General features: G+C 62.6%; 14 protein-coding genes and 1 tRNA gene. 8 read left to right on the top strand and 7 right to left on the bottom strand.

Translation table 11 applies throughout. From position 1 onward, the window contains the following. Positions 1 to 44 precede the first annotated feature (44 nt). Positions 45 to 557 (bottom strand): RNA polymerase sigma factor, encoded by a 513-nt coding sequence (locus IWY39_RS04335; RefSeq protein ID WP_107125069.1) that lies wholly within the window; start codon positions 555 to 557, stop codon positions 45 to 47. 289 nt (positions 558 to 846) lie between these two features. Here IWY39_RS04335 and IWY39_RS04330 point away from each other — a divergent pair, with 289 nt between their 5' ends. From IWY39_RS04330 to IWY39_RS04300, 7 genes are all read left to right on the top strand, one after another. Then, on the top strand, positions 847 to 2,055 hold the full coding sequence (locus tag IWY39_RS04330) for a serine hydrolase domain-containing protein (protein ID WP_107125071.1): 1,209 nt from the start codon (positions 847 to 849) through the stop codon (positions 2,053 to 2,055). A gap of 85 nt (positions 2,056 to 2,140) precedes the next feature. Continuing rightward, positions 2,141 to 4,609: a glycogen/starch/alpha-glucan phosphorylase gene (locus tag IWY39_RS04325; protein ID WP_107125072.1), complete on the top strand. Its 2,469-nt coding sequence runs from the start codon at positions 2,141 to 2,143 to the stop codon at positions 4,607 to 4,609. 20 nt (positions 4,610 to 4,629) lie between these two features. After that, a complete protein-coding gene (glgB, locus tag IWY39_RS04320; protein WP_107125073.1) occupies positions 4,630 to 6,789 on the top strand; it encodes a 1,4-alpha-glucan branching protein GlgB in 2,160 nt (719 codons plus the stop codon). A gap of 56 nt (positions 6,790 to 6,845) precedes the next feature. Next, positions 6,846 to 8,108: a glucose-1-phosphate adenylyltransferase gene (glgC, locus tag IWY39_RS04315; protein ID WP_107125074.1), complete on the top strand. Its 1,263-nt coding sequence runs from the start codon at positions 6,846 to 6,848 to the stop codon at positions 8,106 to 8,108. Positions 8,109 to 8,116: 8 nt separating this feature from the next. Continuing rightward, the gene (gene glgA, locus IWY39_RS04310) at positions 8,117 to 9,565 is read left to right on the top strand and encodes a glycogen synthase GlgA (protein WP_107125075.1); all 1,449 of its coding nucleotides are present in this window, start codon (positions 8,117 to 8,119) and stop codon (positions 9,563 to 9,565) included. Further along, positions 9,562 to 11,448: a glycogen debranching protein GlgX gene (gene glgX / locus IWY39_RS04305; RefSeq protein ID WP_107125076.1), complete on the top strand. Its 1,887-nt coding sequence runs from the start codon at positions 9,562 to 9,564 to the stop codon at positions 11,446 to 11,448. The genes glgA and glgX overlap by 4 nt, the downstream gene beginning before the upstream one ends. Before the next feature lie 115 nt (positions 11,449 to 11,563). Further along, positions 11,564 to 12,124 (top strand): PaaI family thioesterase, encoded by a 561-nt coding sequence (locus tag IWY39_RS04300; RefSeq protein ID WP_017184637.1) that lies wholly within the window; start codon positions 11,564 to 11,566, stop codon positions 12,122 to 12,124. Positions 12,125 to 12,126: 2 nt separating this feature from the next. Here IWY39_RS04300 and IWY39_RS04295 read toward each other — a convergent pair. From IWY39_RS04295 to rpsD, 4 genes are all read right to left on the bottom strand, one after another. After that, positions 12,127 to 12,202 (bottom strand) — tRNA-Lys (locus IWY39_RS04295). A gap of 22 nt (positions 12,203 to 12,224) precedes the next feature. Next, entirely contained in the window at positions 12,225 to 12,755 is a 531-nt protein-coding gene (folK, locus tag IWY39_RS04290; protein ID WP_107125077.1) for a 2-amino-4-hydroxy-6-hydroxymethyldihydropteridine diphosphokinase, read from the bottom strand. A 43-nt stretch (positions 12,756 to 12,798) separates the two neighbouring features. Then, positions 12,799 to 13,050, bottom strand: coding sequence for a hypothetical protein (locus tag IWY39_RS04285; protein WP_017184635.1), 252 nt, complete (start codon positions 13,048 to 13,050; stop codon positions 12,799 to 12,801). 57 nt (positions 13,051 to 13,107) lie between these two features. Continuing rightward, positions 13,108 to 13,722 (bottom strand): 30S ribosomal protein S4, encoded by a 615-nt coding sequence (rpsD, locus tag IWY39_RS04280; protein ID WP_017184634.1) that lies wholly within the window; start codon positions 13,720 to 13,722, stop codon positions 13,108 to 13,110. Positions 13,723 to 13,936: 214 nt separating this feature from the next. Here rpsD and IWY39_RS04275 point away from each other — a divergent pair, with 214 nt between their 5' ends. Next, complete coding sequence (locus IWY39_RS04275) at positions 13,937 to 14,233, top strand: chorismate mutase (protein WP_017184633.1); 297 nt, start codon at positions 13,937 to 13,939, stop codon at positions 14,231 to 14,233. A 35-nt stretch (positions 14,234 to 14,268) separates the two neighbouring features. Here the strand turns inward: IWY39_RS04275 and IWY39_RS04270 are convergent, their stop codons facing one another. Together IWY39_RS04270 and nrdR are read right to left on the bottom strand one after the other, a co-directional pair. Next, positions 14,269 to 15,363, bottom strand: a complete 1,095-nt coding sequence (locus IWY39_RS04270) for a TrmH family RNA methyltransferase (RefSeq protein ID WP_107125078.1) — start codon at positions 15,361 to 15,363, stop codon at positions 14,269 to 14,271. An 82-nt stretch (positions 15,364 to 15,445) separates the two neighbouring features. Beyond that, positions 15,446 to 15,904, bottom strand: a complete 459-nt coding sequence (gene nrdR / locus IWY39_RS04265; RefSeq protein WP_026002674.1) for a transcriptional regulator NrdR — start codon at positions 15,902 to 15,904, stop codon at positions 15,446 to 15,448. Positions 15,905 to 15,948 lie beyond the last annotated feature (44 nt).

The following is a 15,948-nucleotide window of genomic DNA, read 5'->3' as shown; positions in this document are numbered from 1 at the left end:
TGTTCATTTCTTGCCCCTTGCAGAGACTGACGCCGCCGACCCGCTCATGCCGTATCCATTTTCTGCTTGAGCGCGATCATGGCACGATAGGCCTTTTGCAGATCCTTCTCCACCGTGGTCAGACTGACCCCCAGTTCCTCGGCGATCGCGCGTTGCCCGACACCCTCGATACGGAAGCGACGGAACACCATCTCGACCCGCGGGCCGAGCGCGCGCAGCGCCTCGCGCGCTTCATCCAGCGTCTGGTTGAGGATCAGTCGTTCGTCGACCGGCATGTCGTCGACCGGATCGGCCATCACGCCGCCTGCCCCTTCCGCCCAATCCTGTTCGCGCCGTTCGCGCCGCGTGGCGGATCGGTATCGGTCCAGCATCAGATTATTGGCTATGCGATAAAGATAGGGGAGCGGATCGGCGACCGGGCCGATATCCTTCGACTCCAGCTTCATCCACATGTCCTGGATCAAGTCCTCCGCATTTTCCCCGGCGCCGCGCGCCCGAAGGAAGCGCAGCAAGGCGGCGCGGTTTGCCATGAATAGTGCGGAGAGGCCGGTGGCCATGCCTGTCTATATCCAATGCGAGGCAAGTCTTGGCAGGTTGCCATAGATGGCCGAGCGGGGTCTTGGCAATCGGCAAGCTGTTTACGGGCGTGCGTTGCTGTTTTAGGGTCGGAATTGATCCAGACTTTACCATCCTCCCCTGGAAGGGGATGTGTCAGCGCGGAGCGATGATGGAGGGGTGTGAAGCCATCGATAGCTTGCCCCCCTCCGTCCGGCCTGCGGCCATCCACATTCCCTTGCAGGGGAGGATGGGTTCAAATCTCAATCCTTATAGGGAGCAGCGTTGAGCATGACAGATGGCGTGGACAAGGCGGCGGCGCAGGCGGCGGGGATGGACCCCAACCGGCTTGGTGCGCTGATTGACCAGCTCGACACGACCTATCTGGCGTCTGGCAAGCTGGCGCACATGCAATTGCTGATTTCGCGCGATGAACAACCCGTGTTGGCGGTGGCGCGCGGCGCGGCGCGGGCGACTGGCGAGCCGCTACGGGACGATGCCTTGCTCCGCATTGCGTCGATGACCAAGCCGATCACGTCGGTCGCCTTCATGATGCTGGTGGAGGCTGGCAAGGTGGCGTTGGATACGCCGGTGACGGACGTCATCCCCGAATTCGCCAACCTGCGCGTCGGACGGGGCAATCGCGCGCGGCCCAAGCAGGTGATGCGGATGATCGACCTGCTGCGGCACATGTCGGGGCTGACATATGGGCTGCAACGCCAGACGCCGATCGACGCGCGATACCGGCAACTGGGGCTGGACGAATTTCAGCAGAAACGCACGTCGGACGAATTCATTGCCGATCTTGCCCGGCTGCCGCTGGAATATTCGCCCGGTGAGCGGTGGATCTACTCCGTGTCGACCGATGTGCTGGGCGTGGTGGTTGAACGGCTGAGCGGCATGGATTTGGATGCGTTTTTCCGCGCCCGCATATTCGATCCGCTCGGCATGATCGACACCGGCTTCGTCCTGCGCGACGATCAGGTCGAGCGGATGACCGATGCCTGGCGGCTGAACGAGGATGGCGAACGCGTCATCGCCGACCTGGGCGCGCGCAGCGGCTGGCGGCGGCAGGGCCGCTTCCTGTCCGGCGGCGGCGGGCTGGTATCGGGCGTGTCGGATTATCATCGCTTTGCGCGCATGTTGCTGCGCGGCGGAGAATTGGATGGCGCGCGGCTGTTGCGGCCCGAAACCGTGGGGATGATGCGGGACAATCAGTTGCCGGGCGGCAGCGACCTGGCCCGCTATTCGACCGGCATGTTCAGTGAGGCCGACTATAATGGCGTCGGCTTTGGCCTCGGCTTTGCAATGGATCTCAAAAGCCAGGAATATTATTGGGGCGGGGTGTTTTCGACCTTTTTCTGGATCGACCCGATCGAGCGACTGATCGGCATTTTCATGACCCAGTTGCTCCCGTCCAGCGCCTATCCGGTGCGGGCCGATCTGCGCGGTGGTGTCCGGGCTTCGATTGTCGATCATCGGGGCGGTCAGGCGCATTGATTTTTTTGCTGCGCCGCAAAAACCCTTTGGCTTGGGGCGCGACGCTGTGCCATCATCGCGCCGACAATATAGGGGGACCAGCCGCATGAACCTCAAGGGCCAGACCAAACTTCCTATCCCCGAACCGCGCCGGGTCGATCCCCAGGTTCTTGCCCATGAGATTGTCGAGCGGCTCACCTATCGCATCGGCAAGAATGCCGCCGCCGCCAAGCCGCACGACTGGCTGCACGCCGTCATCCTTTCCATCCGCGACAGGGTGATCGACGCCTGGATCACGTCGACCCAGAAAACCTATGAGGAAGAAGGGCGGCGGGTCTATTATCTGTCGCTGGAATTTCTGATCGGCCGCCTGATGCGCGATGCCGCGTCCAATATGGAAATGCTGGACGACATGCAGGCAGCGCTTGCCTCTTTGGGCGTCGATATAGACATTATCGCGGCGCTGGAGCCGGACGCGGCGCTGGGCAATGGCGGGCTTGGCCGTCTGGCCGCTTGCTTCATGGAGAGCATGGCGACGACGGACGTGCCAGCCTATGGCTATGGCATCCGCTATGTGAACGGCATGTTCCGGCAGGAAATTTCCGACGGCTGGCAGGTGGAACTGCCCGAAACCTGGCTGGCGCACGGCAATCCCTGGGAGTTTGAGCGGCGCGAGGCCAGTTACGAGATCGGCTTTGGCGGACGGGTCGATCCCGTCGAGAGCGAGGATGCCGGACCGCATCAGATGCACTGGCATCCGTCCGAACGGGTGATCGCGACGCCCTATGATACGCCGATCGCCGGCTGGCGCGGCAAGCGGGTCAATACGCTGCGGCTGTGGCAGGCGCAGCCGATCGATCCGATCCTGCTCGAAAAATTCAATGCGGGCGACCATCTGGGCGCGCTGGCCGAAAGCAATCGTGCCGAGGCGCTGACCCGTGTTCTCTATCCCGCGGACAGTTCAGCCGCGGGGCAGGAATTGCGGCTGCGGCAGGAATATTTCTTCTCCTCCGCGTCCCTGCAGGACATTGTGCGGCGGCATCTGCAATATTTCGGCAGCATCCTGACCCTGCCGGACAAGGCCGCGATCCAGCTTAACGACACCCATCCGGCGGTTGCGGTGGCCGAGTTGATGCGGATATTGCTCGACGATCATGGGCTGGATTTCGGCGAGGCGTGGGACATCACCCGGCGCACCTTCAGCTACACCAACCATACGCTGCTGCCCGAAGCGCTGGAAAGCTGGCCGGTGCCGCTGTTCGAGCGATTGCTGCCCCGGCACATGCAGATCGTCTATGCCGTCAACAGCCGCCTGCTGGCCGAAGCGCGCAAATCCGGTCAGTTTGACGACCATGGGATTGGCGCCATCTCCCTGATCGACGAGGGCGGCGACCGGCGGGTGCGGATGGGCAATCTGGCCTTTGCCGGATCGCACAGCGTCAATGGCGTGTCGGCGCTGCATACCGATCTGATGAAGGTCACGGTCTTTGCCGACCTGCACAATCTCTATCCGACGCGGATCAACAACAAGACCAATGGCGTCACCTTCCGCCGCTGGCTGATGCAGTGCAATCCGGGGCTGTTCGCGCTGATCCGCGAGGCGATTGGCGACCGTTTCATGGACGATCCCGAAGCGCTGCGCGACCTTGATCCCTTTGCCGACGACAGCGCGTTTCAGGAGAAATTCCTGGGCGTGAAGCGGGCGAACAAGGAAGCGCTGTCCAATATATTGCGCCAGAAGGTGAACGCCCGGATCGATCCGGGCGCGATGTTCGACATCCAGATCAAGCGCATCCACGAATATAAACGGCAATTGCTCAACATCGTCGAGGCCGTGTCGCTCTATGACCAGATCCGGTCACACCCGGAAAAGAACTGGGTGCCGCGGGTCAAATTGTTCGGCGGCAAGGCGGCATCGAGCTATCATAATGCCAAGCTGATCATCAAGCTGGCGGGCGACGTGGCGCGCGCGGTCAACCATGATCCGGCAGTGCAGGGGCTGCTTAAATTGCAGTTCGTGCCCAATTATAACGTGTCGCTGGCCGAAGTCATGATCCCGGCGGCTGACCTGTCCGAACAGATTTCGACCGCGGGGATGGAGGCGTCGGGCACCGGCAATATGAAGTTCGCGGTCAATGGCGCGCTGACCATCGGCACGCTGGATGGCGCCAATGTCGAGATGCGCGATCATGTGGGTGAGGAGAATATCATCATCTTCGGCCTGACCGCGCAGGAGGTGAACGAGCGCCGTGCCAACGGCTATAATCCGCGTGAGGTGATCGATCAGAGCCGCGAATTGTCGCAGGCACTGAACGCGATTGCCAGCGGCGTCTTCTCGCCCGACGACCCCGATCGCTACAGGGGGCTGATCCAGGGCATCTATGACCATGACTGGTTCATGCTGGCGGCGGATTTCGACAGCTATTCCGCCGCGCAGCGCAATGTCGATGCGCTCTGGACGGATGGCGCTTTGTGGGCGAAGAAGGCGATACATAATGTTGCCCGGATGGGCTGGTTCTCGTCGGACCGGACCATCCGCGAATATGCGACCGACATCTGGAAGATAAAGCCATGAGCGGAATGCGAGGATAAGCGGTGTTGACGCCGGAACAGATTGACCGGCTGATACAAGGTCGCGAGGACGACCCCTTTGCCACGCTTGGCGTGCATCCGGCTGAAAGCGGCTTTACCGCCTGTGTGCTGTTGCCCGAAGCGGTCGGCGTCAGCGCCCAGACGCTGGATGGCAAGCCGGTCGGCGAACTGGCGGCGATCCACCCGGACGGGCTGTTTTTCGGGAAGGTGAAAATCCGCAAGCGCCAGCCGTTGCGTTACGTCGCCCATTATGGCGATGGCGGCGACCATGTCATGATCGATCCCTATGGCTTCGGCCCGGTCCTGGGGCCGATGGATGATTATTATTTCGCGCAAGGATCGCACGGACGCCTGTTCGACAAGCTGGGCGCGCATGCAATGACCCATGATGGGGTGACCGGCACGCATTTTGCCGTGTGGGCGCCCAATGCAAAGCGCGTGTCGGTGGTGGGCGACTTCAATCGCTGGGATGGCCGCCGCGCGCCGATGCGCCACCGGGCGGACGCTGGCGTGTGGGAGATTTTCCTGCCCGATGTCGGGCCGGGCAGCGCGTATAAATATGAGATTATGGGCGCCGATGGCGTCATCCTGCCGCTCAAGGCCGACCCCTTTGCCTTTCAGTCCGAACTGCGCCCCTCCACCGCGTCGATCGTCGCCGCGCCGCTTGACCATGAATGGGGCGACGAACGGCATAAGGACCATTGGCAGAAGGCCGATGCACGGCGTGAGCCGGTGTCGATTTATGAAGTCCATGCCGGGTCATGGCAGCGGGACGAGTCCGGCGATTTCCTGAGCTGGGATGAACTGGCGCGGCGGTTGATCCCCTATGTCGTCGGCATGGGCTTTACCCATATCGAATTTCTGCCGATCAGCGAATATCCCTATGATCCCAGTTGGGGGTACCAGACGCTGGGTCTCTATGCGCCGACCGCGCGGTTCGGCGATCCGGCGGGCTTTGCGCGTTTTGTCGACGGGGCGCACCAGGCCGGGATCGGCGTGATCCTCGACTGGGTGCCGGCGCATTTCCCGACCGACGAACATGGGCTGGCCTATTTTGACGGCACGGCGCTGTATGAACATGCCGATCCGCGCAAGGGATTCCACCCCGACTGGAACACCGCCATCTATAATTTCGGGCGGCGCGAGGTATCGCAATATCTGGTCAATAACGCGCTGTTCTGGGCCGAGCGCTATCATGTCGACGGGCTGCGCGTCGATGCCGTCGCTTCCATGCTCTATCTCGATTATTCGCGGGCGCCCGGCGAGTGGGTGCCCAACGATCATGGCGGGCGGGAGAATGTGGAGGCAGTGGCCTTCCTCCAGCAACTCAACACCGTCCTGTACGGCACCCATGGCGGGGTGATGACGATCGCGGAGGAATCGACCAGCTGGCCCGATGTGTCGCGCCCGGTGCATAGCGGTGGCCTGGGTTTCGGTTTCAAATGGAATATGGGGTTCATGCACGACACGCTGCGCTATTTGCAGCGCGATCCGGTGCATCGCTGCCATCATCATGACGACATCACCTTCGGCCTGCTCTACGCCTTTACCGAGAATTTCGTGCTGGCGCTGAGCCATGACGAGGTGGTGCATGGCAAGGCGTCGTTGCTGCACAAGATGCCGGGCGATGACTGGCAGAAATTCGCCACGCTACGGGCCTATTATGGCCTGATGTGGGGGTATCCGGGCAAGAAGCTGCTGTTCATGGGGCAGGAGTTCGCCCAGCGCGGGGAGTGGAGCGAGGAACGGGCGCTCGACTGGCATCTGGTCGATCATGCCCCCCATCAAGGCGTGCAGCAATGGGTGAGCGATCTCAACCATCTCTATCGCTCCCGACCGGCGCTGCACGCGCGCGATTGCGAGCCGGAGGGGTTTGAATGGGTGCTGGTAGATGCCGCCGCCGACTCCGTCTTTGCCTGGGTGCGGCGGGCACCCGGCGCGCGTCCGATCGTCGTCATCAGCCATTTTACGCCATTGCTGCGGCATGGTTACCGGATGCGTTTGCCATCGGGCGGAACGTGGCGCGAAATATTGAACAGCGACGCGGCCGGTTATGGCGGCAGCAATGCAGGAAATATGGGCATGGTGACGGCGGATGAGGAGGGATGGGCCAATGTAACCATTCCCCCATTCGCGACGTTGATGCTGGAACTGGATATTTAAGGAAGCCGACGGGCGCGTGCAGGCGACGGACGGGGCAAAGCGAGGAGAGGCCCGAAATGCAGCAACCACGAAACCAGCCGATCGCCCGTGACGCCATGGCCTATGTGCTGGCGGGAGGGCGCGGCAGTCGCCTGGCGGAACTGACCGACAAGCGCGCCAAGCCTGCCGTCCATTTTGGTGGCAAGGCGCGGATCATCGATTTTGCCCTGTCCAATGCGCTTAACAGCGGTATTCGCCGCATCGGCGTGGCGACGCAGTATAAGGCGCATTCGCTGATCCGCCATTTGCAGCGCGGCTGGAACTTCTTTCGCCCCGAACGCAACGAGAGCTTCGATATTCTGCCCGCCAGCCAGCGCGTATCGGAAAGCCAATGGTATGAAGGGACCGCCGACGCCGTGTTCCAGAATATCGACATCATCGAAAGTTATGCGCCCGAATATATGGTGCTGCTGGCGGGCGATCATGTCTATAAAATGGACTATGAGCTGATGCTCCAGCAGCATGTCGATAGCGGCGCGGACGTGACGGTCGGATGCATGGAAGTGCCGCGTAGCGAGGCGTCCGGCTTTGGCGTGATGCATGTCGATGAAAAGGACTGGATCACCGCCTTCGTCGAAAAGCCGAAAGACCCGCCTGCCATTCCCGGCCAGCCCGACATGGCCCTGGCGTCGATGGGCATCTATGTTTTCCAGACCCGGTTCCTGATCGAGCAGTTGCGCCGCGATGCGGACGATCCGGCAAGCGAGCGCGACTTTGGCGGCGACATCATCCCCCATATCGTCAAGCATGGCAAAGCGGTGGCGCACCGCTTTTCGAGCAGTTGCGTACGTGCCGAAAGCGAGCTGGTTCCCTATTGGCGCGACGTGGGGACGATCGATGCCTATTGGCAGGCGAGCATCGACCTGACCGACGTGGTACCCTCGCTGGATCTGTATGACCGCAGCTGGCCGCTATGGACCTATTCCGAAGTCACTCCGCCAGCCAAGTTCGTGCATAATGAGGATGGGCGGCGCGGGTCCGCGACATCGTCGCTGGTGGCGGGCGGTTGCATCGTGTCGGGTTCATCGCTGCATCGCAGCCTGCTGTTTTCCGGGGTCAAGACGCATAGCTTCTCGTCTGTCACCGATAGTGTGATCATGCCGAATTGCGAGATCGGGCGCGGCGCGCGGTTGCACAAATGCGTGCTCGATTCCGGCATCATCATTCCGCCCGGCCTGATCATCGGCGAACATCCGGAGGAGGATGCGCAACGCTTTCGCCGGACCGACAGCGGCATATGTCTGGTCACGCAGCCGATGATCGAGCGGCTGGTGGCTTGAGCGGTCGCATGGCGATGAAATTGCTGTCGGTTGCGTCCGAAATCTATCCGCTGGTCAAGACGGGCGGTCTGGCTGACGTCGCAGGTGCGCTGCCGGGGGCGCTGGCGGCGCAGGATGTGCAGGTGCGCACGTTGGTGCCGGGTTATCCCGGCGTGATTGCGCGTCTGGGCAAGGCGAAGGTGGTGCGTCGTTATGAGGCGCTGTTCGGCGTTCCCGCGACGGTGCTGGCGGCGAGCGTCGACGGACTGGACCTGCTGGTACTGGATGCGCCCGATTTCTACGCGCGCGAAGGCGGTCCCTATGGCGATCCTGCGGGCAATGAGTGGCCTGACAACTGGCGGCGTTTTGCGGCCCTGTCGCGGGTGGGGGCGGATATTGCAGCGGAGGGACTGAAGAGCTGGCGGCCCGATGTCGTCCATGTCCATGACTGGCAGGCGGCAATGACCGCGGCCTATATGCGCTTTGGCCCGGCCCATGGCGTGCCCAAGGTGGTGACGATCCACAATCTGGCGTTTCAGGGGCGGTTCGGTGCCGACATCTTTGCCGCGCTGGGCCTGCCGCAGGAGGCGTGGGGGGTGGATGGCGTCGAATATTATGGCGGCATCGGTTATTTGAAGGCGGGGCTGGTATCGGCGGATGCGATTACGACAGTCAGTCCGACATATGCGGAGGAAATTCGCTCGCCGGTCCACGGCATGGGGCTGGACGGCCTGATCAACGGGCGGGTGGACCGCCTGCACGGCATATTGAACGGGGTCGATACCGACATCTGGAATCCGGCAAATGATGCTTTGATTTCAAAAACTTATTCCGCACGATCGCTTGGTGGGCGGATGGCCAACCGGCGGGCGCTGGAAAGCCGATTTGGCCTGGATCATGACGGTGCGCCGATCTTCATCATCGTCAGCCGGTTGACCTGGCAGAAGGGGATGGACCTGCTGGTGGACGCGATCGATCATCTGGTCGGGCTGGGGGCGAAGCTCGCCGTGCTGGGATCGGGCGACCATCCGCTGGAGGGTGCATTTCTGGGCGCGGCGGACCGGCATCGCGGACGGATCGGCGTGCAGATCGGCTATGATGAGCCGCTGTCGCACCTGATGCAGGCGGGGGGAGACGCCATATTGATCCCGTCGCGGTTCGAGCCGTGCGGACTGACCCAGCTTTATGCGTTGCGCTATGGCTGCGTGCCGGTGGTGGCGCGGGTCGGCGGGCTGGCCGATACGGTGATCGACGCCAATGAGGCGGCGCTGGCGGCAGGGGCGGCGACAGGCATCGTCTTTGCCCCGTCCGATCCGCTGGCCTTGCATGGTGCGATCGGCAGGGCGGTGCGATTGCATGGGCAACGGCCGGTCTGGCAGGCGATGCAGCGGGCGGGGATGCGCAGCGAAGTGTCGTGGGATCATAGCGCGGCGCGCTATGCGGCGCTGTACCGGGCGTTGCTGGCGGAGGTGGCGTGAGCGGGGGCGGATGTGCGCCGGTCATCGGCGCCACCGCCACCCGCTTTTCGATCTGGGCGCCGGAGGCCGAACAGCTATGGCTGTGCCTGTTCGATGACGCGGATCGGGAGCGGCGCGTGCCGATGCTGCGCGACGTCGATGGCGTGTGGCATGTCGAGCTGTCCGGTGTCGGGGCGGGCGCGCGGTACGGCGTGCGCGCGGATGGCCCTTATGATCCGGCGGCGGGGCTGTGGTTCGATCCCGACAAGCTGCTGCTCGATCCCTATGCTCCGGCAGTCGACCGGGCCTTCGTCTATGACCCGGCGCTGACGGCCAAGCGGGGGGAGGGCGAGGATACGGCGCCGCTTTGCCCGAAGGGGGTGGTGGCTGCGCCGTTAATGCCTGTCCCGGCCAGGCCGCCGCATTTGACGCCGGGCGGCCTGATCTACGAACTGCATGTGCGCGGCTTTACGATGCTGCATCCCGATGTGCCGGAGGCGCTGCGCGGGACCATCGCCGCGCTGGCCCATCCGGCGATCATCGCGCATTTGAAGCAGTTGCATGTGTCCGCCGTGGAACTGATGCCGATCAACGCCTGGATCGACGAGCGGCATCTGGGGCCGATCGGCCTGACCAACTATTGGGGCTATAATCCGGTCAGCTGGTTTGCGATCGACCCGCGCCTGGCGCCGGGCGGCATGGCGGAACTGCGCGCCACTGTGGCGGCTTTGCAGGACGCAGGGATCGGCGTGATCCTGGACATGGTCTATAATCATAATGGCGAGAGCGACATGCAGGGGCCAACGCTGTCGCTGCGTGGCCTCAATGCCCGCGACTATTTCCGCCATGCCGACAGTGGGGAACTGATCAACGATACCGGGACCGGCAACAGCATCGCGTGCAACCAGCCGATGGTGCGCCGCCTGATCCTGGATACACTCCGCCATTTCGTGACGCAGGCGGGGGTGGATGGCTTCCGTTTCGATCTGGGGCCAGCGCTGGGGCGGATGACGGACGGGTTCGATCCCCATGCGCCGTTGCTGGAAGAGATGCGGGCCGATCCGGTGCTGGCCGACCGGGTTATGATCGCGGAACCATGGGATATTGGACCGGGCGGTTATCAACTGGGCCGGTTCGGGCAGGGGTGGCTGGAGTGGAACGACCGCTATCGCGACGACATGCGGCGCTTCTGGCGGGGCGACGCCGGGATGCTGGGTGGATTTGCCACGCGCCTGACGGGATCGTCCGACATATTCGGCGGGGATGTGACCCGGACCGTCAACTTTCTGGCCGCGCATGATGGTTTCACGCTGGCGGACCTTACCGCCTATGAGCAGCGGCATAACCACGCCAATGGCGAGCAGAATCGCGATGGCCATGGCGAAAATCTGAGCTGGAACAATGGTGTCGAGGGGGTAAGCGACGATCCCGTCATCATAGCGGCCCGGCGGCGCGACGTGATGGCGCTGCTCTCCACCCTCTTCTGTTCGCGCGGGGCGATCATGCTGAGCGCGGGGGATGAATTTGGCCGCAGCCAGCAGGGCAATAATAATGCCTATGCGCAGGATAATGCGATTGGATGGATCGACTGGTCCGGGCGTGACCGGGAGATTGAAGCCCACGCCTTCACCCTGGCAGCGCTGCGGGCGCGATGTCCTGATTTCAAGGATATTGCCATGCTGCGTGCGGAGGATGTGGCATGGACCGACGAGAGCGGCCGCGCCATGGACGTTGCCCAATGGGAGCAGCCGGAGCGACGCTGCGTTGCGCTGCATTTCCTGCGATCGGGATGGACATTGTGCGTGAATGGCAGCGCAGAGCCCCGCGAATTTCACCTGGGCGATGATCGTTGCGTAACTGTTGCCAGCCGAAGCCTGTTGTTGCTCGATCCATTACCCCGCTAAGGGGCGTGAGTCTCCCGACGGTCGGGATTGGAACGAGCAAGAGAAAGTTGAGCTGATGCCGGAAGAACAGCCCCCCATATTTCGAGGCTATCGGCGCGGAAAGGGCAAGGGGGCCATGCCGGGTTCGGCCTATCCAGCGATGATCGACACGCTGCGCGATTTTCTGGACGATCTCGCCGCTGCCAAGCTTGATGAAACGACGATAGAGGCGCTGGCAGCGGACCTGCAGCAATGGCGCGGGCGACTGGCGCCGTTGAAGGCGAGTGAGGAACATCGGATGTTCGGGCGGGTCGACAATGTGCCGGGCCATGGTCAGGTCATGTGTCCCGCCATCGACATCGAAGAGCTGGATGAGACGTCTGTTCGGGCGCAGGTGACCTTTGGCGACTATTTTCTGGGGGGCAATGCGGCCGCTCATGGTGGTGCGGTGTCGCTGATGTTCGACGAACTGCTGGGCATGTCGGCCAATGCTGGTCCGGGCGGCGTGGCGCGCACTGCCTATCTGCACATCAATTATCGCGCGATCACACCCATGAACCGGCCATTGACGGTGACCGCGACCGTTTATGCAATCGAAGGCAGAAAGCGGTTCGTGCGCGGGGAATTGAAGGATGGCGAGCGGCTGTGCGCCGATGCCGACGGGCTGTTTCTGGAACTGCTGCCCGGCCAGCAATGATGTGGTGAGTCCAGCTGGGTTCGAACCAGCGACCTACTGATTAAAAGTCAGTTGCTCTACCGACTGAGCTATGGACCCCAACTGCTTAGGTGCGGACGCCCTAGAGGGGGCGGCGGGGATGGTCAACCTCTTGTGGCATGCTTTGGCTGGCTTTTTGCAGGCGGGCGCGGAGGTGACGGACGTTGAGCCCTGAGCGAGGATCGCGCCAGGTGGGGGCGATGCTGCGGAGCGGGGTCAAAACGAAATCGCGCGCGGCAAAGGCGGGATGGGGGATCGTCAGTGCAGGGCTGTCCCATGCGCCGCCCGACCACAGGATGATGTCGATGTCGATGCTGCGCGCGCCCCAGCGGCGGTAGCGGCGCCGGCCCAGCGCCTGTTCGATCGACTGGAGCCATGCCAGCATGGCGGGCGGGGCAAGCGGGCTTTGGACCAGCAGCGCGGCGTTGGCGTAGCGGCGGCGGGACGGACCGATGGGTGGCGTTTTGATCGTCGGCGAGATTGCGATCACCCGGCCGCGCTGCGCGATTCGCGCAGTCGCTTCGACCAATAGCCTGCGCGGCGTCAGGCGAGCGGACAGGGCGCGGTTCGATCCCAGCGCCAGGGCATAGAGATGGAGGATCGCGGTCGCCATGGGCTGCGCTTACAGCTGTGGCGCGCGCGCGCAAGTCGCGCGTTCAGGATTGTGCGGGTGGCGCTTTGCCATGTTTCGCTGATGCCTTCATTTCTTCATAGACGACGTCGCGCGCATCGGGCTCCAGCGCCTCCAGATATTTGATCGCGGCCTTGTAGGTCAGGAAATCCTTGCCATCGGCGATGATCGGCACGGTGCGGCCATTATAGATTCGCCTGAGCAGGCGTCGTTGCGTCCTGCCGATCGGCGACGCGCTTTCGGTGTCGGTCATGGTCTGTGGTGGAACCTTGTGCATGAAAAAGGGCGGCTCCTTGCGGGGCCGCCCTTTTGTAAAGCCTTGGGTGAAAGCCGATCAGCGCGAATAGAATTCGACGACCAGATTGGGTTCCATCTTCACCGGATAGGGCACTTCGTCCAGCGTGGGAACGCGGACATAGGTGACCTTGGCAGCGCCATCGGGCGAGACATAGTCGGGGATGTCGCGTTCGGCCAGAGCCTGCGCTTCCATCACCAGCGCCATTTCCTGCGCCTTCTTGCCCAGGGTGATTTCGTCGCCCGGCTTCACCAGACGCGAGGCAATGTTGCACTTCACGCCGTTCACATAGATGTGGCCGTGCGAAACGATCTGGCGCGACGCGAAGATGGTCGGCGCGAACTTGGCGCGATAGACGACGGCGTCCAGGCGGCGTTCGAGCAGACCAATGAGGTTCTGGCCGGTGTCGCCCTTCATGCGGCTGGCTTCGAAATAGTTCTTCTTGAACTGCTTTTCGGTGATGTCGCCGTAATAGCCCTTCAGCTTCTGCTTGGCGCGCAGCTGGATGCCATAGTCGGACACCTTGCCCTTGCGGCGCTGGCCGTGCTGACCGGGACCATATTCGCGCTTGTTGACAGGCGATTTGGGACGGCCCCAGATATTCTCGCCCATGCGACGGTCGAGTTTATACTTGGCGCTTGTGCGCTTCGTCATAGATAATTCCTTACAAATGCTAACAACTAAGCCCGCCCTGAAAGGGTGAGCATCATTCCCGGTATCGCCTACGTCCGTTTTGCGTTGGTGCGCTCAGGGGCAGGGCCGCCGCTTCACCGGGATGCGAGGCCAATTGCGAAGGCGCGCCTATGGCCACAAGGGGGCGGCATGTCAACCCTCGACAGGGGCGCAGGCTGCGCCTAATTGGCGGGGCATGAACCCTGATGACTATAGCAGCATGGCAGAGGTGCGGGCGGGCGTCGATGCGATCGACCGCGATCTGGTGGCGCTGCTGGCCCAACGCTTTGCCCATATGCGCGCCGCCGCCCGGATCAAGCCGGATCGCGGCGCCGTGCGGGACGAGGCGCGCAAGCGTCAGGTGATCGATCAGGCCTGCGCGCAGGCGGCGCAACTGGGCGTGCCGGTGGCAATCGTCGCCGATCTTTGGGAGCAGCTGGTCGAAGCGTCGATTGCCTATGAAATGGCCGAATTCGACCGGACGCGAGGATAGAATCCCGACCCGTTCGGAGGAGGGGCGCCAGACCCTTAGCGTTCGCGCGGGCGATTGAGGTGGGACAGGACGCCACGCAGCGTCCGCACCTCCAGATGGTTCCAGCCCGGCTTGGTCAGCAGGTTGCGCAACGTCAGCTTGGTTGCGGGCGCGCGATCGGGTGGGAAAAAATAGCCGACCTTTTCCAGCAGCGTGTTGAGCTGCTCGATCATCCCTTCCAACTCCACCTGCGGCGCGGGTTCGCCCAGGTCGGTGACGGTCGGTTGCGACAGATTAGCCTGTTTCGACCATTCATAGGCGCAGAGGATGACCGCCTGGGCAAGGTTCAGGGAACCGAATTCCGGGTTGATCGGCACGGTCAAGATCTTGCGGGCGAGCGCCACATCCTCGGTTTCCAGACCGGATCGCTCCGGCCCGAAAATATAGGCGCAGCGGCCCTGAGCGACGTGGATTTCGCGGGCGGCTTCCTCTGGTGTGACGACGGGCTTGGTCACGCCACGCTTGCGCACGGTGGTCGCATAGACATGGGCGCAATCGGACACAGCGTCGGCCAGGGTTTCAAAGACCTGCGCCTGATCGAGAATGAAGTCTGCGCCCGCGGCTGAAGGGCCGGCATCCGGATTGGGCCAGCCATCGCGCGGCGCGACCAGCCGCATTTCGGTAAGACCGAAATTGAGCATGGCGCGCGCGGCCTTGCCGATATTTTCGCCAAGCTGGGGGCGGACCAGGACGATGACGGGCGGGGTGGTGACGGGGGGAGGGGACATGACGGGTTCCGATTGGTCAGAAGGATCAGTCTTATCCTCCGTTCGCCCTGAGCGAAGTCGAAGGGCGTCACTGAGCGAAGGCGAAGTGCGGGAAACAGAAGCCTTCTTCAGCGAATCCCAATTTTCCGCGATCAAGGCTTCCTTTTTCTTGCGAGACCAGCCCTTTATTTGCAGTTCACTGGCGAGCGCTTCTGCGCGGGTTCCAAACTCGGCACACCAGACAAGTTCGACAGGGCGACGGTCGAACGTGTAACCTTTGATTGCGCCTGACTGGTGCTGGGCAATCCGGGTCTCAAAACTGTCTGTGTGGCCAGTATAATAAGAACCGTCTGAACAGCGCAGCATATAGGCGTGAAAAGTCATTGCCTATCAGAACCTCGCTGCGCTCGGTCGAGCCCTTCGACTTCGCTCAGGGCGAACGGGTGAGGGGTTGCGCGTCTCATACTCACCCCCCCACTTCCTTCACCGTGCTCGCAAATTCCTCGAAATCCTTGGCGTCGGTGAAGTCCTTATAGACGCTGGCGAAGCGGATATAGGCGACGCTGTCGAGGCGTTTGAGGCCTTCCATCACCAGTTCGCCGATCGTGCGGGCAGAGACTTCGCTGTCGCCGCTGGTTTCGAGCTGGCGCTGGATGCCTGAGATGAGTTTTTCGATCCGGCTGGGGTCGATCGGGCGCTTGCGGCAGGCGATGCCGATCGAACGGGTCAGCTTGTCGCGCTCAAAGGCTTCCTTGCGGCCCTCGCTCTTGACTACCCAGATGTCGCGCAACTGGATGCGTTCGAAGGTGGTGAAGCGCGCGCCGCAGGCTTCGCACTGGCGGCGACGGCGGATGGCATTGCCATCTTCCGTCGGCCGACTGTCCTTCACCTGACTGTCCTCATGGGCGCAAAAGGGGCAGCGCATTCACATTCTCCCACAAGTTCCCCCTCTCGCTTGCGGGAGGGGGC

Origin of the sequence: Sphingobium sp. JAI105 (genome assembly GCF_015752145.1) — a bacterium.
Lineage (GTDB): Bacteria > Pseudomonadota > Alphaproteobacteria > Sphingomonadales > Sphingomonadaceae > Sphingobium > Sphingobium xenophagum.
Note: the sequence above shows the minus strand (reverse complement) of the source record. Positions and strands in the feature narration are given on the sequence as shown.